Source organism: Paraburkholderia sp. SIMBA_030 (assembly GCF_046535245.1).
Taxonomy (GTDB): Bacteria; Pseudomonadota; Gammaproteobacteria; order Burkholderiales; family Burkholderiaceae; genus Paraburkholderia.
On the sequence record NZ_JAWRXB010000021.1, the window covers coordinates 165,581 to 182,971 of the forward strand.

Sequence of the window (17,391 nt, forward strand, 5' to 3'; positions counted from 1 at the left end):
AATCAGTATGTGAGCGCGTAACCGGCTTGCGACATTGCCGTTTCGCGCAAAAGCCATGACATGCACGCATGTCCTGGACATGCCCGCGGATTCGCTGCGATGGTTCGTTCCGCAACCGCAGCAGACTTGCCAGGCCCTTCAGAACGGGTAACGGCGCGGCGTGGTTTGCATCGTGATCCAGCGCAAATCCGTGAACTCGGCGATCCCTGCCTGTCCGCCGAAGCGTCCGAATCCGCTGCCTTTCACGCCGCCGAACGGCATTTGCGCTTCGTCGTGAACGGTGGGTCCATTGATATGGCAGATGCCCGATTCGATGCGCCGCGCGACGTTCATCGCGCGCGCCACATCGCGGCTGAATACCGCGGCCGACAGCCCATATTCGTTGTCGTTGGCACAGGCCACGGCTTCGTCTTCACCGCTTACTCGCACGATGCCTTTCACCGGACCGAACGATTCATCGGCGTAGAGGCGCATGTCGGGCGTGACGTGATCGAGCAGCGTAGCGGGCATCAGCGTGCTGTCTGCGCGGCCGCCGCAGACGAGCGTCGCACCTTTGGCCAACGCGTCGTCGATCAGCGCATTGCAGCGCGCAACCGTGCTCATGTCGACGACCGAACCGAGCACGACCGGCCCCTTGCGCGGGTCGCCGAGCGGCAAATCGCGTGCCTTCTGCGCGAGCCTGGCGACGAACGGCGCGGCGATCTTTTCGTCGACGATGATCCGCTCCGTCGACATGCAAATCTGCCCCGAGTTGGCGAACGCGCCGAAGGCGGCCGCGTTGACGGCGGCATCGAGATCGGCGTCGTCGAGCACGATCAACGGTGCTTTGCCGCCTAGCTCCAGCACCGAGGGCTTCAGATAGCGTGCGCAGGTCGCGGCGATGATCTTGCCGACATGCGTCGAGCCGGTGAAATTGACACGCCGGACTTTCGGATGCGCGATCAGCGCTTCGACTACCGCGCCCGCGTCGGCCGGCGCATTCGTGACGAAGTTCACGACGCCCTTGGGCAAGCCCGCTTCCTGCAGCACTTCGACAATCAGGCCGTGCGTGCCCGGGCACACTTCGGAGCCCTTCAGCACGACCGTATTGCCGCACGCGAGCGGCAACGCAATCGCGCGCACCGCGAGGATCACCGGCGCATTCCACGGCGCGATGCCGAGCACGACGCCGGCCGGTTGACGCACGCCCATCGCGAGGCTGCCCGGCACGTCGGAGGGAATCAGTTCACCGCCGATCTGCGTGGTGAGCGCCGCCGCTTCCATCAGTCCGCCCGCCGCGAGATGCACGTTGAAGCCCGCCCACATTGCGGATGCGCCCGTCTCCTCGGCCATCACCGTGGCGAACGCTTCGCCGCGCGCTTCTAATGCCTGCGCGGCCTTCATCAGCAGTGCGCGGCGCTCGCCAGGCCCCATCGCGGACCATGCGGGGAAAGCAGCCGCGGCGGCATCGGCGGCGGCCACCGCATCGGCGACGGTCGCCGCGGGCGCGCGCGTCGCCACTTCGCCATCGAGCGGATTGCGGCGCTCGAAGGTCGCGCCGTTGCCCGCTTGCACCGCCGCGCCGTTGATCAGCATCGAAATCGTCTGCATCGTGTTTGTCTCCTGCGGTAAGTTTTATCTGTGCGACGCGGCCCGGACTCAGGCCACGACGACTTCGACCAGCATCGGCGATGACGACGCCAACACCGACGCCAACGCATCGCGCAGCACGTCATGCAGGCGGTCAGCGTCCGTTACGCGCGTGCCGGCGCAACCCATGCCTGCGGCCAGCGTCACGAAGTCGAGTCCGGGCAGATCGGTGCCTTGCACCAGATCGGTCGGACCGAAGCCGAATTCCGGCGCAAAATCCTGCAACGCGGCGTAGCGCGAATTGTTCAGGATCACGAATATAATCGGCAGCTTCATCTGTACGGCGCTGTAGATTGTTTGGATCGAATACATGCTGGAGCCGTCACCGATCAGGCCGATCACGCGTGTGCCAGGCCTCGCCAACGCCACGCCGACAGCAGCCGGCATGCCGTAGCCTAGGCCGCCGCTGTCCATCGTGTAAAAGGTGCCGCTCTGCGTGAACGGCAGATAGTTCTGCATCACGGGCCGCGAACTCGGCGCTTCCTCGACCACGATGTCGCGCGCATCGCGCACTTCGGCAAGCGTCTGCAGCGCGAACGCCACCGACATCAACGCCGACGGTTCCGCGCGCGCCCGCGCCGCGCGCGGCGCGGGCAACGGACGCACCTTCGGTGCCGGGCGCATCAGCAGATCGGCCACGCCCAACCGGATATTGCCGACCGCGGCGGTGCCGGTCGGCGCCCACGCAGCGGTCGCCGGATCATCGATCAACTGGTACAGCGCCGCGCCGTCAGGCAGATGCGGACCGTACCCCTCGACGTGATAGGTGAACGCCGGCGCGCCGATCACGAAGATCAGGTCATGCCCGCCCAGCAGGTCGACGATCTTATCGCGCATGGCCGGCAAGAAACCCGCGAACAGCCGATGATCCTCGGGAAACGCGCTGCGGCCCGTCATCGGCGCGACGAACACGCACGCGTTGTGGCGCTCGGAGAGACGCACCACTTCGTCCCAGCCGCCGGCGCGGTCGACCGCGCCGCCCACCACGAACGCCGGCCGCTCGCAAGCGTCGAGCGCCGCGCCGATCTGCTCCAGCACGAATGGCTCCGGTCGCGTTTCGGTGCTCACCACGCGGGCTGGAACCGGTTCGGCGGCGCGCTCCCAATCGTCGACGGGAATCGACACCAGCACCGGTCCGCGCGGCTCCTGCATCGCTACGTGATAAGCGCGCGCGATTGCAAGCGGCACGTCTTCGGCGCGCGCCGGTTCGATGCTCCATTTGATGTAGGGCTTCGGCAATTCGGTGGCTTGCGTGGACGCGAGGAACGGGTCGAACGGCAGAATCGAGCGGGCCTGCTGGCCGGCCGTGATGACGAGCGGCGTGCGGTTGCGGAACGCGGTGAAGATGTTGCCCATCGCGTTGCCGACGCCCGCCGCCGAATGCAGATTGACGAACGCCGCGTTGCGCGTGGCCTGCGCATAACCGTCGGCCATGCCGACCACGACCGCTTCCTGCAAGCCCAGCACATAGCGGAAATCTTCCGGGAAATCGCGGAACAGCGGCAATTCCGTCGAGCCCGGATTGGCGAATACCGAAGTCATGCCGACGCTGCGCATGAAATCGATCACGGCGTCGCGCACGGTGAACCATGCGTGTCGAGAAGTACCCGCTACGTCTGAACGGGGCGCGTTGCTGGCCATGCCTGCCTCCTGTGGATGGGCGCCATTTATTGATCGCCCATTATGGAAAGCCCGTCATTGATTGAAAATTGCCTTTTATAAGAAAAGGCATTACTTTCGCGCATGACCCCGCCCGGACTTCTTGCAGCCGATGACGACTTTCAGTTTCCAGCAGCTTCACGCGTTCACGACGATCGTCGCCAGCGGCAGCCTGGGCCGCGCTGCGGAAATCCTCCATGTCACGCAGCCGGCGCTGAGCCGCACCATCAAGAAACTGGAAGAACAGCTGGGGGCCCCGCTGTTCGAACGTCATTCAAAGGGAATGCAGCTGACCGCAATCGGCGAGGCGCTGCTGCCCCATGCGACGCTGCTGCAACGGGAGGCCGACAGCGCGCGGGAAGAGATAGAGGCGATGCGCGGACTCGCGAAGGGAACGATCCGGGTCGGCGCGGTGGCCAGCATTGCGACCCTGGTGCTTCCGCTCGCCGTTAGCGGCGTGCTTGGCCGCTGGCCAAATCTTCGTGTGGAAATAATCGAAGGCGTGTGGGACCGGCTCGCCGATAGTTTGACGAAGCACGAAATCGACCTCGCGCTCAGCATGGCCGTGCCCGACACCGAGGAAATCACCGCAATCGCCGATTGCTGGTGGGAAGACACGAGCTATGTGGTCGCGGCGCTCGATCATCCGCTCAGGCGCAAAGCGAATCTATGCCTCGCGGACACGCTCGATCAGCAGTGGTGCGTGCCGCCTCGGGGCACGGGTCCTTTCGAGCATATGCAGCACGTGTTCGCCGAGCATGGACTAGGAATGCCGGACATCGCGGTCGAGACCCGCTCGATTACCGTGCTGAAAAGTCTCGTCACGCGCGCCGGCTTTCTAAGCTGGATGGCCACACCGATGTACGACACCGAAAGCGCGGCAGGTGTGTTCGATACCCTGCCGATTCCGGGGCTCGTGGCGCGGCGCAAGTTGACCGCGTTCCGGCGACGCCATGGTATTTTGCCGGGGCCGGCAGTTAAGCTGCTGGAGCAGTTGCGGCAGCTAACGGCGCTCCAGCGGTAAACGCCGGCGCGCGGCTAACTGGCCGCTTGATCATGCTCAATCGAGAGGTTTCCTCGGAGGTACCCTACGCAGCCGGAGCGCGCCCGATTTTCATCTTGCATCTCGTTCATGTCCTTCGACTGCCGTGGGGCTGGGTGCGTACAGTGGTCGAGGATCGTGCATCCTTTACATCGCTACGCCGCTGGCGTATGAATTAAGTGTAAATGCGACGCGCATAAACAAAGGCGGACCTATGAAGAAGTTTTGGGTTTGGCTAATGTCGATGGCACTGCTCGGCAGTGTGGCCGCATGTGGAGGTGACCACGAGGACCATTTCGTTAGGCCCTTGGGCGTGGCCGGCATTATGGAGGGAATCTGGAGCGGCAACTTTCACTCGCATGTGACGGGCCGCGACACGGGCATGTTCGTCATCGTAACGGCAGGCGGCGAGTTCAACCTGATTACTGACGACTGCGCCCAGATCTCCGCGAGCATTGCTGCGAACGGTCCGTTCTTCTCTGGCGCCGGCACGAGTTATACGCAGACGAACTGCGACGGCGTTAACGTCACCGTGCCACCCGTCACCAGTGTGGGCACCATTCAACCTTTCCAGATCTCCGGTGTGTTCGATGATCGTACCGGTACCGTATTCGCCAACTACGTCACGGCGGACGATAGCGGCACGATCTCGTTCCTTGATTTCTTTCCCGACTACCTTAACGAGCAGGGTACGCTGCCGCGCACTGTGGGTTCGTATTCAGTGAAACAGAAATCTACCGTGTTGAGCGTCGGTGCGAACGGAAATACTTCTTTCCGCGATGTGACGGGACAAATCTTTGCAGGCAGGTTGTCCCTCATAGATCCGACCGTTGATGTTTATCGCATGACGCTGCAGGTGGGTAGCCAGTCGCTAACGGGTCTGGCTACCCTTGTCGATGACGGCGATGGCCGAAACAATGACTTCCTGTTTATCGTCGCCAATGGCGCGCTTGCCTACAACGCAGAACTAAGACGCAACTGATTAAAACATGTCAAATAGGTTCCCGAATTGTTGGGCCAACGCACCTGTTCGCCGCGTACAGAGGCGGACATTGCCGACTGGCCGCTTTCGGAATGCCTGACTACGGAGGATCAGGGTTGCCTGCTGCCGATCGCGGCATGCAAGGACGAAGCAGGTATGCCAATCGCAAGAGGCGGTACCCGTCCAATGGACTGATATGATTTTTATGTGGACGCCTCCTTTTTGCGAAGATTTTAAAGGAGGGAAGCCCTTATGCCAGTCTCGATCCGTCTGTCTGTCCCGGTGGTACTGAGGGCAACCGTCGCGCTTGCCATCTCAGGAGTTGGAATACTCCCGTCGTTCGCCCCTGGACCGCAGGCCGCAAGCCCAGACGAGGCGCCGTTTCTTCAAGAGAATGACGCCGCGATGACGAAGATGATGGCCGACATGTCGATCAGGCCGACGGGCGATGTTGACCGGGATTTCGTCGCGATGATGGTACCTCACCACCAGGGGGCCATTGACATGGCACAGGCCGAATTGCGCTATGGACGCAACGAGCAATTGCGTCGCATCGCGCAGGAAATTGTCGTCGAGCAACAACAGGAGATTGTTGCGATGCACCTCGCGCTCGGTCAGCCCCTGCCGCTGTCGACACCCGCACCAGACCCGCAGGAGCCTGCTTCCTCATCCGCGGGCGACGCACACGCGATGTCCCACCACGGCATGCAGATGAACATGCGGAGCCACACGCAAAAGGAGCCGCAATGAAACACACGTCCCTCCTTACTTCGGCGCTGACCGTGGCAGCACTGGCTGCAGCCCAGTTCGCATGGGCTGGGCAGGCCCCTGGTTCGTCGTCCGACCCAGATATTCCGGTCAGCCACCATGACCGCGTCTATGCCGCCGAGCAATTCTCGAACACCGTCTCCGTTATCGATCCGGCGGACAACAGGGTGGTCGGGGTGATTCGTCTGGGAGACCCGTCGCCAGGCAACTTCAGCCCGTTGTACAAAGGCCAGTTGCTCGTGCACGGCATGGGGTATTCGCCCGATCACCGCACAATTGCTGTGGTGTCCATCGGCTCGAACTCGGTCTCCTTCATCGATACGCGGACGAATGCAGTCAAGCACGTCACATACGTTGGCCGCTCGCCTCACGAAGCCTTCTTTACGCCCGACGGCAAGGAGGTTTGGGTGACTGTGCGCGGCGAAAACTATGTGGCCGTGCTTGACGGTACAACGTTTGAAGAAAAATCCCGGATCACCGTGCCAGCCGGCCCGGGCATGCAGATCTTCTCGCCAGACGGGAAGTATGGCTACGTGTGTTCATCGTTCAACCCTGAAACGGAGGTCATCTCGGTTGCCGACCACAAGATTGTCGGCACGGTGAAGCAGGCAAGCCCCTTCTGCCCGGACATCGCTGCGACCCCGGATGGCAAGCAGATATGGTTTACGCTCAAGGATGTGGGCAAGACCCAGGTGTTCGACGCGCGGCCGCCATTCGGGCTGATCAGGACACTCGACACGGGCCCGATTACGAACCATGTGAACATCGTGCATAACGCTAACGGTACGTTCGCCTATGTGACCGTCGGAGGCCTGAACCAGGTCAAGGTGTTCCGAACCGACGACTTCTCGCAGGTTTCGACGATTTCCGTCGGCGACCTGCCGCATGGGCTATGGCCGTCCGGTGACGGCAACCGTATCTACGTCGGCCTTGAAAATGCCGACGCGATGACCGCTATCGATACGCTGACGAACAGGGTAATCGCGACCATGCCCATCGGCCAGGCGCCGCAGGCTGTCACCTATGTACCGAATGCGGTCCCGGAAGGAGACGGCACGCAAAATACGCAGCCGCTCGGTCTCGCCGGGCAGAGTACGCACCTGGTCCTGGTTCCCGTGGGCTCGGGCAAGTCGATGGACCTCGCTAGCGCACCCACGAGCGTCGCATTGTTCGACCAGGGTCTCGTGCAGGTCCTTCAGGCGGCCGTCACTGGCCTGCAGCCAAAGCAAGCGTATGTGCTGGGCCTCGCAGACAACTCTGACGGCACCGGTAACATAGAAGCGCTGGCGAACTTCATGACCAATCCAGCCGGCTCCGCGATCGTGAATGCGCTCGGCCAGATCCGCCAGTTGGTCACGCCCGGCGTGGGCACTGCTGGCGACAGGCACCGCTACCTCGTGATTGCGCCGCAAGTTTCAGGCAAGCCGGGAGCCCCGGTACAGGTGCAGGCGCTGCTCGCGTCGTAGGTCAATCTCGATGCGTGCGTCACCGGCCCAGGCGGAGTTCGGTGAGGGGAGGTTGAACTTTTGGTATCACCCGGCGCTTGTTTCATGTCTAGATGCTGGAATCAAATCTCTGCAGGAAGCGGGAACAAAGTTATGCAAATCAACGACGCGTACAACTCGCCATCCTTGGCGCAGCGCTATTTGATATAACATAATTTTTTTGTCAAGATTTAAACGGTCGTGCTTTTTTGTGGTTTTACCAGATGCGCATCCGGGACGCGGCAGTCGTCACCAGCCAACGCCCGGTCACGAGGTCACGAAGTCGTGGGCAATGCGCCACCGCGGCCCGGCTGGCCGCGCAGGCAATTTTCCTTGCGCGACCGCGACGATGCGGTCGCGACCATTTTCAACTGTCCTGAGTGTGCGCGCCGCGTCGGCGCCACGCGGTAGCCAGCAATGTGCCTCGGGTGCATCACGCGCCACCGCGCCGTCGATCCCGCGTCCGCGGATCAACCGCATGAACACCACGGCGCGTCCGTCCGGCGAGACGGCGGGCGCGCGATCCGGCACTTCCATGACGCCCCTCGACGGTATCATTCGCGGCGGTTCCATGGGTACTGCGCCGCGCCCAATCCACCCGAAGCTAAAAGCAGCGCGAACGTCCACGGTGTAACGTTGCAGCCCCGCCCGGTGTCCGGGCACGGCAATCGCCGTGGGGCGTGCGCGTGATTGGCCCGAGCGCCGGTGCTGCCGGTGCTGCCGGTGCTGCCGGTGCTGCCGGCGGTGTTATGTTTTGTGGTGCAGGCAGCCGGCATAGGCCGTTAGTTGCGTTTCTAGAATCGACCTTCCCCGTGAGGGTGAGCTTTTTCAGGAGTAAGCGTGTGCCCGGCACTGCAGCGCGAAAACACCAGTACACCAGTACGACTGGATTCACCAGCGAGAACGCAATAGCCGTTTCTGTAGAAGCGTGGGTAGATCGCGGCGCGTATCGGTGACGACGTGAATGTAAATCGTGTCGTCGAGCACCTCATATATCACCCGATTCTGCCCGCGACAACATCCGTCGGTCGCCATGAATGCGCCGCGCTATCGTGGTTCGCCCGCGTCGCGCGTCGCGGGCGAGGCAACGCGCTGGTCGCCCCCCAACGTGTTCACGTGGCGGACTACAGACAAGCGGGCTGTTAATCCGCCTTCATTTGATAGATGTTTGCAATCACACGAGAGTCGGATTAAACTAAGTTCAATAAACTAAGTTCAATAAACTAAGTTCAATAAACTAAGTTTTGTGAGGCTGCTATGCAGATCTACAACATGCACGATGCCAAGACCAATCTGTCCCGGCTGATCGAGGAAACGGTGAGCGGTGGCGAGCCGTTCGTGATCGCGAAGGCCGGCAAGCCGCTGGTCAAGGTAGTGCGCATCGATGTGGAAGCAGAGAAACCACCACGGCGCATCGGCTTCATGAAAGGCCAGATCAAGGTACCAGCGGACTTCGACACAATGGGAGCAGACGAGATCAGCGAAATGTTTGAGGGCAAAGCGAAGTGAAGTTGTTACTCGACACACATCTGTTGATCTGGGCCGCAGCTGATGATCCTTCCCTACCCAGCGAAGCGCGCACGGCCATCGAAGACACTGACAACACCCTGTACTTCAGCGTCGCGAGCATTTGGGAAATTGTCATCAAGAGCGCGCTAGGACGTGACGACTTTCACGTCGATGCACGCGTCCTTCGCAGGAACCTGCTGGATGCTGGTTATGAAGAACTGTCCATCGAAGCGCAGCACGCATTCGAAGTAGCAGCGCTTCCACAGCTTCACAAAGATCCGTTCGACCGGCTTCTCGTCGGTCAAGCGATGGCAGAAGGAATCGTGTTGTTGACCCACGACGATCAGATAAAGCGGTACGACTTCGCCCCGGTACGGTACGTTTAGCACACGCTTCAGCGACGACGCGCACGATGCGCGTCCGGTAATGCAGCAGCGCACCCATTGGTGGGCACAACGCTTCCAGGCGAATCTGGGATCATTTTCTGTCCATACGGATATCTAAATAGATCCGGCCGGTGGCAGGGACCACGGCAGATCACGTCATTTCCTCAACTCACCAGGGCGGTCGGGGCTGGTCCAGACCGCCCGCTTGAACCATAGATCTGGCTGCGATCGTCAATCGCGGGCTGGGGCGGTTCTGCAAACGGAGCCGCCGGCATGTCTGCGGCCGACGACTGTCGCCCGCTGTCAGGCGCCATTCACCGCATCCTTGAATGCCTTGCCCGCGGTGAACTTCACCGTCTTTGCGGCAGGCATCTGGATTTCGGCGCCGGTCGCCGGATTGCGACCGACCCGCGCGGCGCGCGCCAGCAGAAAACGAGCCGAAGCCGATCAGTTCCACGGTACCGCCCATCGTCACCGCGCCAGTGATCGCCGCGATCACAGCGTCAATCGTCTCGCCAGTGACGGCCTTGCTGTTCCCCGTTGCCGCAGCGACTGCATCCACCAGTTCCTGCTTGTTCATTGCCATTCCTCTTTGTGGTTGTGATGGCGCCACCCTACCCCTTCGGATTTTTTCGACAAGACCCGCCCGGGCTGTCATCTTTCAGGTCAAACGTGCGATATGGGTGAGCAAGTTCAGTTGAAAACCGGACATTTAGGACCGGTCTCGACAGGTTGTCCAGTGACAAATATAATTATGAAACATATAGGATTCCTATCTATATTTCAGCACGGAACGCCACTCAGCAGAGCCTCGACTAAGGCGACATCGAAATCGGAGAGTCGCTCTTCCCCGTCAGAAAACACCTCAGCTGTCGCTCGGCTTCCAGGACCTCATGCAGTCGCGCGCTTGCGAGCTGGGCGTCATAGAGCGAAAGCAGCGTTTCGAAATCGCTGACGACATCAGACGCAATTCGCCATTTACCGGTCTCATGCGCGTGCGCCAGCGTGTCTTCAACGGCATATTCGGCGATCTTGAACTGCTCTGGTGGCAGATTTCCATAACCGGCGCGCTGCAGGTACCAGCTGAGGTACACCGCATGCATGAGCTCGTTGATCAGGTGGCTATTGCCGTGGCCATCACGACAGGCAGCCAGTGCAAGATGACACGATAGCGAACGTTTGCTGGCAGAGGACCGGTCCATCGGCAACAGAAGCGTTTTCGTCAGAGGCTTGCGGACTTGGCCACCGCGAGACTTGCTTTGCCTGGAGGACATTTTTGACGTTATGGCTGGGGAAGCGAGAAATTATAGCGAACCTCTGTCCGCGATTGTCCGTAGTCGATCTTCCGGTCATCAGGGCGCTGCCACCTGTGTTATGGCGCAGCAGCGTTTCTTCCGGAACGCCGGGGACGGTCGCGGCCCTGGGAAGCTATGTAGCGCGAGAGTCGCCACTCGCGATCGCGCGCGTCGCAGAATTGAGCTCAGTACAGGTCATCACCACGCCGAAGGTAGCTACCGGGCCGATTTCGCCGTAATGGCCGAGGATTTCAGTCACGCGCTTGATTTCGTCCGGCAGCGCGTCACCGAGGGATTTGGTGTCGCTCATGCTAGGATTTCTTGAATACCCCGAGAGAGACCTTCATGGCCGGCCACAATTTCTCGTACAAGGAAGTCAACTACAGCGTTTACGTGACCCAACAAAAGGATGGAAGGTGGAACTGGGCATACACGTTGACCATGCCGCCCGTCTACTGGAAAAACCCGGAGGCACCTGCAGCAACTCCGGAGCAAGCGATCGAAGAGGCTCGTCTCGACGCGGAGCGCCGCATCGATGCGATGTAGTCGTATCATGGTGGCAGGATTCCTTCAGGATACGGACGGAGGCCGGCATGTGGACCTGCCGAAACTGCGATGCCCGGTTCGACTTCGATCAGGTCGCGCCGGAAGTCGATGACCAGGGATTCTTTTTCCTCTGTCCGGCCTGTGACTACAGAAACAAGCTCGTGAGCCTCGGCCGAGACGCGAATGGGAACTTGCAGTTTGTTCAACGCGACGATGAATAGGGCACTCTTTCGGAGGCCGTCATGCAATTCGACTACAAGGAGTTCCACATCGACGCGGCGCCGCTTGATGAAGGTGGTCGATACTATGGTCGCGCAAAGATTTACCGGCGCACCGCGGCGGGAGGCGAGGCCGTCGAGGTGAAGTACTCGGGTGACCTCGGGGACTATCCTTCCGACGCGGACGCGTTCGAGGCGGCACGGCGCTGGGCGATCCGGTGGTGCGACGAACACGGCGCTTAGGCAGCGCGCTACGATTTTTCGGCAATGAGAACGGGGATGGCCAAGGCTACGTACATCGACGAAGGCTTCAGACCGGGAGTGACGAAGCGTGCAACAGTCGCCTTTCGGGTAATTTTCGACGATCGCCATCAAGTCTTCGAGGTAAGTGCAGAAGCGCTTCAGGAATACTGTGATGCTCCGAGCGATGACCGGGAAGATTTGCTCGCAGCGTTTGAGGATGCGCGGTTCGAGATTTTGGAGATCGCCGAAACAAAGGTCGGATCCAGCGACACGAACCCCATTCTTTTGACGATGGCTGATTTCAAAAAGGCTGGTCATTAGCGATCTCTCCGGAAATCAATGACCCATACCCACAGGTTCACGTGCCGCCCGTGCCCGCGGTTGAAGTTCGCACTGTCCCATAGGTCGAAGCCATGACCCGTGTCGACCCGAAGCGATCAGATGAGATTTCCGAAAGCCGACGCGCTCAGGGCGGCCTATCTCGAGCATGAGCGTCCCAAGACTTCCAATCGAGCCGTCTTCGTCCGCCATGTCGCGCCCCGCGACCAGCCCGCCGGTGCCGATCTTGTCCGCAAGACGATCCGCCAAGCCTTTGCGCGCGCCGGCCTTCCCTATACGCGCTCGCATCTGCTGCGCCACACGATGGCCAACCGCTTGCTAGCCGGCGGCTCCTCGCTGAAGGAAGTAGCCGACGTCCTGCGTCATCGCTCGCTGAACACGACCCTGATCTACGCCAAGCTCGACAGCCGCAAGCTGATCGAGGTCGCGCTGCCGTGGCCGGGGAGTGCTGCATGAGCGCGCCGACTTCTGTGCAAGCACGCGTCGAACAGTTTCTGATCGAGCGTTGCCGGCTGGGGTTCTCCACCCGCGATGATGGCTACGTCCTGCGCAGCTTCGCGCGCCATGTCCACGCTACCGGCCATCGCGGCGCCTTGACGGTGGAACTCATGGCCGCCTGGGCCCGAAGCAACCGTCACGACAGCAATGACCCGCGGACCTGGGCGCGGCGGCTGAAGAGGCTGCGCACGATCGTCGACAATTTTCCCGACGGGCTGCCTGCCAACCCTCCTCGATTCCAATTACGCTTGCCTCTATCCCGTTGTCCATGAGGTGCTGACGGACCGCGCAAGAGGTCGAAGTATCTCAAAGCTAAAAGCGACAGGCTCCGTGTTGTTTGCGCGTTTGCACTTGCCCGGACAGTTCGCTCTGTCGGCTTTGGGCAGAGATTTACCTATCGTTTCGGACTGGCGACGGCCCAGTGCGGATTGTCGCTTCGCCTATCCACTATCGGGACCTGGCATCGAAAGTCGCAAGCGGATTCACGATGCCGACTCCCAAACCGCGCGACACCATCGCGCAAATCGTCGCACCGTATGGTGTTTCAATTGTCGGCACCTGATTGACTTCCGCCTGACGCAACACGCGATCCAGCAACGAACGCGTGTCGTCCGCATACGACGGCAGGATCAGGTTTTCACCGCGTAGGTCCCGTGCGTGGATACGTTTGCGCGCTACCAGCGGATGCCCGGCCGGCAGCGCACATACACCGGGCAGCCGGTATAACTCGGCGCTCGTCACACCGAACGCATCGGCGTCGTCGTGGCGAATCCGATATCGCAATAGGCCGACGAAGCCCACCGCTGGATCGTGCCTTCGCTGCGCATTTCCAGCGATATCGCGATGCGTGGATACGCGGCAAGAAAACGCTCGATCACCATCGGCACGAACGACAATGCCAGCACCGGCGCCGCGACGAGCCGCAACCGGCTGATGCTCGGCTGCGACGTGCCGAGTTCCTCGGCGGCGGCGGTCATCGAGCCGCGCAACATGACCAGCCTGAACGCCTCGATTTGTCGTTGATTCATCTGCTCGCTTCACCTGTTTTCGTTGATTCGGCCCTCAGCTTGCCATATCAAAATTGAATGGCAGCCGTTTTTGATCGTATTTGACCGGATGGACGACCCAAACCTAGACTGGCCAGAATCCTGTCACTGGCGATACACGATGCGTTCCGAGGCCTTGCTGTTTCATGACGATTTTCGCGTGACCCCGTACTGGTGGGACGCCGCACCGATGTCGTCGTGATCGGCGGCGGCATTATCGGCGTGAGCTCGGCCCTTTTATCTGAGCGAGAAAGGATTGCAGGTCGCGCTATGTGAGAAAGGCCATATTGCGGGCGAGCAATCGAGTCGCAATTGGGATTGGGTTCGCGTCACGCATCGCGACATGCGCGAGTTCGCGTTGAGTATCGAAAGCCTGAAGCTGTGGCGGAAAATGGATGCGACGCTGGGTATCGACACGGGCTTCAATCAATGCGGCATCCTCTACATGACCGACGAGGACACCGTGATGGACAGTCATCACGTATGGCTCGACAAGGCGCGCAACGTAGCGGGTGACGCGTTCGACACGCGCGTGGTCGACGGGAGTGCCGTTGCCGAACGGCTGCCCGGCGCAACGAAAGCGTTCAAAGGCGGACTCTACACACCTGGCGACGGCCGCGCCGAACCGCAAAAAGCCGCACCCGCGATTGCGAATGCGTTGCGCAAACGCGGTGTCAAGATTCTGACACCATGCGCCGCACGTGGCATCGAAACGAGCGCAGGGCGCGTCAGCGCGGTCGTCACCGAGCACGACACGATCCGCTGCAACAGCGTCGTCGTCGCAGGCGGCGCATGGTCGCGGTTGTTCTGCGGCAACCTGGATGTCGATGTACCGCAACTGCTGGTAAAAGCCTCGGTGCTTCGCACCGAGCCACTCGACGGCGGCCCGGCCTGTAGCGCGAGCAACGAGAAATTCGCGTTTCGCAAGCGCGCCGACGGCGGCTATACGATCGCTTTTGGCTTCCGCACCTATAGCGATCTCACGCCCGATTCATTTCGCCTGTTCTTCAAATATGTCGAAGCGCTGAAGAGCCAGTTGGGCTCTTTGCGCATTGGCATCGGCGCTCGCTTCTTCGATGAATTGCGCCGTCCACGTCGTTGGGCGCTCGACCGTCACACAGCGTTCGAAGAGATCCGCACGCTCGATCCCGAACCGATCACCAGATACACCGACGCCGGCTTGCGCGAGTTCACCAAGGTCTTCCCGCATCTGGCGCACGCGCGAATCGCGCAGCGCTGGGCGGGCTACATGGATGTGACGCCGGACGCGATTCCAGTGATTTCCGGTGTCGATACGGTGCCGGGTCTCTTTATCGGCACCGGCTTTTCGGGGCACGGGTTCGGCATCGGCCCGGCGGCCGGAAGGCTGGTGGCGGATCTGGTGACGAACGACACGCCGCTCGCCGATCCGCACGCGTTTCGCCTCAACCGTTTCAGCGACGGTACGAAAATCGTTATCGACGCGGGCTTCTAAGGCAATGCTTCCACGGAGATGTCCATGCAAAAGGTAGCAATGATTTCCGGCGCGAGTCGCGGCATCGGGCTGGCAATCGCGACCGAGCTGTCGCGACGCGGCTATGTGCTGTCGCTGGGCGTGCGCGATCCGTCGACGCTCAACGGTCGCTTCGACGCGTTCGCGTTTCCATACGAAGCGCGCGACACAAACGCGGGCCGCCGCTGGGTCGAGGCGACGGTCGAACACTTCGACCGTATCGACGTGCTGGTCAGCAATGCGGGCATCTGCAAATACATCGGCCTGGAAGACGGCACCGACGAACTGCTCGAAGAGACTCTCGACATCAATGTGAAAGCGCCGTTCCGGCTGATTCAGGCTGCGTTGCGGCATTTGCGCCGCGCGGACGGTGCTCGTGTCGTGCAGATTGCGTCGCTATCCGGCAAGCGCGTGAAGAACCTCAACGCGGGCTATCAGATGTCGAAGTATGCCGCGGTAGCACTGACTCATGCCGTACGGCGTGCTGGCTGGGACGATGGCTTGCGTGCGACGGCGATATGTCCCGGATTCGTCAACACGGAAATGGCCACCGACCTGGCGGATCTCGAGCCGGTTATGATCAAGCCGTTGGGTGAGGCCGGATTAAGCGAATACCGAAGTCTCGTTAACCGGGATCACCCCGACGCCCTGTAATATTGGGGGCGGCCTAAAATTAAAAACAGCGCCGGCCCCTTTGCGTGGGATCCGTCGCCTTGTCCCCTTCCATCAACGGCTGGCGGCCATGAACACTTACGATGCGCGTTTCGTTCGCCCGGTGCTGGCTGCACTGTGCGTGGCTTCGCTCGCAACGCTTGTCGCGTGCAGCGGCAGCTACTGCGTCGGCTTCGACAGCTGCGGCGGCGGAAACGGGTTGCAAAACGTCGCAATATCCGGCACGGCCGCCACCGGCAAAGCACTCGCCGGCGCGACAGTCGGCTTCAGTTGTGCACAGGGCTCGGGCTCCACTTTGTCAGACGGCGGCGGACATTACAGCACCACATTCAACGCCACGCTTCCCTGCATCCTCACCGTGACCTCCGGCGGCACCACGCTGCATTCGCTGGCATTTGCCGGTGGCACCTTCAATACGACGCCCGAGACCGAACTGATGCTCGTCTACCTCGCTTCGCAACTTGGCACGAACGAGGCCAGTCTGATTGCGGGCCTCCCGAGCAACTCACGGTTCCAGCAGGTGCTGGAAAGCCAGACCGATGTGCTGGCCGCGCAATCGGCAGTAGTCACGAATCTGCAGCAGCGCTATGCGGTCACACTAACGGCACCGGCGTTTCTGGCGACGCCGTTTACGGTCGGGCAAGCGGGCGTCGACAGCGATCTCGGTGCGCTTGCGACAGCAGGCGCGATCGACACCGATGGCATGCCCGATCCGGCCGCCGTCTCGCTGCTGTCAGCGGCGGGTCTCGCTCATCCGTTCACAACGACGTCCACACCTTCATCCGGCACTGGCGGCACAGGCAGCGGCACGGGCGGCATGATGTGAACTCAGGGAGCAGTTGGAGAACTTGAGGCGCGCGGTGCGCGGCGGGGGCGGCGCAAGGCCTGGTTTGGACAGGCGCAGATCGATGAAGAACTTCCGGGATCGGCGAGGAGCGACCACCCACATAAATCCCCTGTGTGGCCGCTCACGCGCCTGCGGACGCCTCCAGTTCCGCGAGACGCTTGCGCAGCAAGCGATCTTCCTGGAACCGGCTGGTTTCGTCGCGGACTACGGCAACGATGCCGGTGAGTTCGTTCTGCGGCGAATGCAGCAACGCAACCGTAAAGGCAATCGACAGTGCCCGCCCCGCTTTATCCACGGCGGGGACACGCAGCACGTCGTTGCCATAACGGGTTTCTCCCGTTGCCATGGTCTTGTGATACCCGTCCCAATGGCGGCCGCGCAATCGTTCCGGAATGATCAGGTCCAGCGACTTTCCCAGCGCCTCGCTTTGCGTAAAGCCGAACATGCGTTCGGCCGCGGGATTCCACAATGTGATGCTGCCGCTGGCATCGGAAATGATGATCGCGTCGCCGATTGCGTTGACGAGTTGCTGGAAATCGATGGCAGCCTGCATGGCGTTCCCTCGAATGTAAAAACGCAGATCCTTAAACCGGATACGGCGCCGCTAGCGGCGCCGTATCCGCAAGCCCGAGCATACAAACGGGCCCGCGGCGTGACATCGTCAAACCGCTTTGACTTCGCGCAGGTTGAAGATTTCCTGCTGGCTATAGCCAAGACTCGCCAGCACTTCGTCCGT

The 17,391-nt window shown here is 61.2% G+C and carries 21 protein-coding genes and 3 pseudogenes; 15 read left to right on the forward strand and 9 right to left on the reverse strand.

The genetic code is table 11. The features are described from left to right. Positions 1–138: 138 nt before the first annotated feature. Together SB772_RS30885 and mdlC are read right to left on the reverse strand one after the other, a co-directional pair. Positions 139–1,590 (reverse strand): aldehyde dehydrogenase, encoded by a 1,452-nt coding sequence (locus tag SB772_RS30885; RefSeq protein ID WP_410836940.1) that lies wholly within the window; start codon positions 1,588–1,590, stop codon positions 139–141. Between the two features lie 48 nt (positions 1,591–1,638). Then, the gene (gene mdlC / locus SB772_RS30890; RefSeq protein ID WP_410836941.1) at positions 1,639–3,270 is read right to left on the reverse strand and encodes a benzoylformate decarboxylase; all 1,632 of its coding nucleotides are present in this window, start codon (positions 3,268–3,270) and stop codon (positions 1,639–1,641) included. Positions 3,271–3,400: 130 nt separating this feature from the next. Here mdlC and SB772_RS30895 point away from each other — a divergent pair, with 130 nt between their 5' ends. The 4 genes from SB772_RS30895 (at position 3,401) to SB772_RS30910 (ending at position 7,546) form a co-directional block, all read left to right on the forward strand. Further along, a complete protein-coding gene (locus SB772_RS30895) occupies positions 3,401–4,312 on the forward strand; it encodes a LysR family transcriptional regulator (protein ID WP_410836942.1) in 912 nt (303 codons plus the stop codon). A gap of 232 nt (positions 4,313–4,544) precedes the next feature. Continuing rightward, a complete protein-coding gene (locus tag SB772_RS30900; protein WP_410836943.1) occupies positions 4,545–5,312 on the forward strand; it encodes a hypothetical protein in 768 nt (255 codons plus the stop codon). A gap of 252 nt (positions 5,313–5,564) precedes the next feature. Beyond that, positions 5,565–6,062 carry a DUF305 domain-containing protein gene (locus SB772_RS30905; RefSeq protein ID WP_410836944.1) on the forward strand — a complete coding sequence of 166 codons (498 nt, stop codon included), beginning with the start codon at positions 5,565–5,567 and terminating at the stop codon, positions 6,060–6,062. Beyond that, positions 6,059–7,546: a YncE family protein gene (locus SB772_RS30910; protein WP_410836945.1), complete on the forward strand. Its 1,488-nt coding sequence runs from the start codon at positions 6,059–6,061 to the stop codon at positions 7,544–7,546. The genes SB772_RS30905 and SB772_RS30910 overlap by 4 nt, the downstream gene beginning before the upstream one ends. Before the next feature lie 285 nt (positions 7,547–7,831). Here SB772_RS30910 and SB772_RS30915 read toward each other — a convergent pair whose 3' ends face one another. Then, entirely contained in the window at positions 7,832–8,122 is a 291-nt protein-coding gene (locus SB772_RS30915) for a hypothetical protein (RefSeq protein ID WP_410836946.1), read from the reverse strand. 699 nt (positions 8,123–8,821) lie between these two features. On the opposite strand from SB772_RS30915, the gene SB772_RS30920 reads away from it, so the two are divergent. Continuing rightward, on the forward strand, positions 8,822–9,073 hold the full coding sequence (locus SB772_RS30920; protein ID WP_410836947.1) for a type II toxin-antitoxin system Phd/YefM family antitoxin: 252 nt from the start codon (positions 8,822–8,824) through the stop codon (positions 9,071–9,073). After that, on the forward strand, positions 9,070–9,459 hold the full coding sequence (locus SB772_RS30925) for a type II toxin-antitoxin system VapC family toxin (RefSeq protein ID WP_410836948.1): 390 nt from the start codon (positions 9,070–9,072) through the stop codon (positions 9,457–9,459). Before SB772_RS30920 ends, SB772_RS30925 begins: the two co-directional genes overlap by 4 nt. 303 nt (positions 9,460–9,762) lie before the next feature. On the opposite strand, the pseudogene SB772_RS30930 reads toward SB772_RS30925, so the two are convergent. The 3 genes and pseudogenes from SB772_RS30930 to SB772_RS30940 form a co-directional block, all read right to left on the reverse strand. Next, a pseudogene (locus SB772_RS30930) lies at positions 9,763–10,039 on the reverse strand (HU family DNA-binding protein). Positions 10,040–10,274: 235 nt separating this feature from the next. Continuing rightward, positions 10,275–10,661, reverse strand: a complete 387-nt coding sequence (locus tag SB772_RS30935) for a hypothetical protein (RefSeq protein ID WP_410836949.1) — start codon at positions 10,659–10,661, stop codon at positions 10,275–10,277. A gap of 226 nt (positions 10,662–10,887) precedes the next feature. Then, positions 10,888–11,064 carry a hypothetical protein gene (locus SB772_RS30940; protein ID WP_410836950.1) on the reverse strand — a complete coding sequence of 59 codons (177 nt, stop codon included), beginning with the start codon at positions 11,062–11,064 and terminating at the stop codon, positions 10,888–10,890. Between the two features lie 11 nt (positions 11,065–11,075). On the opposite strand from SB772_RS30940, the gene SB772_RS30945 reads away from it, so the two are divergent. After that, positions 11,076–11,300: a hypothetical protein gene (locus SB772_RS30945; RefSeq protein ID WP_410836951.1), complete on the forward strand. Its 225-nt coding sequence runs from the start codon at positions 11,076–11,078 to the stop codon at positions 11,298–11,300. A gap of 5 nt (positions 11,301–11,305) precedes the next feature. Here SB772_RS30945 and SB772_RS30950 read toward each other — a convergent pair whose 3' ends face one another. Further along, positions 11,306–11,506: a hypothetical protein gene (locus SB772_RS30950; protein ID WP_410836952.1), complete on the reverse strand. Its 201-nt coding sequence runs from the start codon at positions 11,504–11,506 to the stop codon at positions 11,306–11,308. A gap of 36 nt (positions 11,507–11,542) precedes the next feature. On the opposite strand from SB772_RS30950, the gene SB772_RS30955 reads away from it, so the two are divergent. The 4 genes from SB772_RS30955 (at position 11,543) to SB772_RS30970 (ending at position 12,870) form a co-directional block, all read left to right on the forward strand. Next, positions 11,543–11,761, forward strand: coding sequence for a hypothetical protein (locus SB772_RS30955; protein ID WP_410836953.1), 219 nt, complete (start codon positions 11,543–11,545; stop codon positions 11,759–11,761). Between the two features lie 36 nt (positions 11,762–11,797). Continuing rightward, complete coding sequence (locus tag SB772_RS30960) at positions 11,798–12,082, forward strand: DUF1488 family protein (RefSeq protein WP_410836954.1); 285 nt, start codon at positions 11,798–11,800, stop codon at positions 12,080–12,082. A 120-nt stretch (positions 12,083–12,202) separates the two neighbouring features. Beyond that, the gene (locus tag SB772_RS30965) at positions 12,203–12,556 is read left to right on the forward strand and encodes a tyrosine-type recombinase/integrase (RefSeq protein WP_410836955.1); all 354 of its coding nucleotides are present in this window, start codon (positions 12,203–12,205) and stop codon (positions 12,554–12,556) included. Next, on the forward strand, positions 12,553–12,870 hold the full coding sequence (locus SB772_RS30970) for a hypothetical protein (RefSeq protein ID WP_410836956.1): 318 nt from the start codon (positions 12,553–12,555) through the stop codon (positions 12,868–12,870). The genes SB772_RS30965 and SB772_RS30970 overlap by 4 nt, the downstream gene beginning before the upstream one ends. A 187-nt stretch (positions 12,871–13,057) precedes the next feature. Here SB772_RS30970 and SB772_RS30975 read toward each other — a convergent pair. Continuing rightward, positions 13,058–13,626: pseudogene (locus tag SB772_RS30975) on the reverse strand (LysR family transcriptional regulator); the annotation flags it as partial. 189 nt (positions 13,627–13,815) lie between these two features. On the opposite strand from SB772_RS30975, the pseudogene SB772_RS30980 reads away from it, so the two are divergent. The 3 genes and pseudogenes from SB772_RS30980 (at position 13,816) to SB772_RS30990 (ending at position 16,634) form a co-directional block, all read left to right on the forward strand. Continuing rightward, positions 13,816–15,118 (forward strand): annotated as a pseudogene (locus SB772_RS30980) (NAD(P)/FAD-dependent oxidoreductase). A gap of 24 nt (positions 15,119–15,142) precedes the next feature. After that, positions 15,143–15,790: an SDR family NAD(P)-dependent oxidoreductase gene (locus SB772_RS30985; RefSeq protein ID WP_410836957.1), complete on the forward strand. Its 648-nt coding sequence runs from the start codon at positions 15,143–15,145 to the stop codon at positions 15,788–15,790. A gap of 88 nt (positions 15,791–15,878) precedes the next feature. Further along, entirely contained in the window at positions 15,879–16,634 is a 756-nt protein-coding gene (locus SB772_RS30990) for a hypothetical protein (protein WP_410836958.1), read from the forward strand. A gap of 142 nt (positions 16,635–16,776) precedes the next feature. Here the strand turns inward: SB772_RS30990 and SB772_RS30995 are convergent, their stop codons facing one another. Beyond that, positions 16,777–17,208, reverse strand: coding sequence for a PAS domain-containing protein (locus SB772_RS30995; RefSeq protein ID WP_410836959.1), 432 nt, complete (start codon positions 17,206–17,208; stop codon positions 16,777–16,779). On the opposite strand from SB772_RS30995, the gene SB772_RS31000 reads away from it, so the two are divergent. Further along, positions 17,182–17,391, forward strand: a 210-nt coding sequence (locus tag SB772_RS31000) for a hypothetical protein (protein WP_410836960.1), incomplete at its 3' end; no start/stop codon positions are given. The two genes, SB772_RS30995 and SB772_RS31000, sit on opposite strands and share 27 nt — an antisense overlap.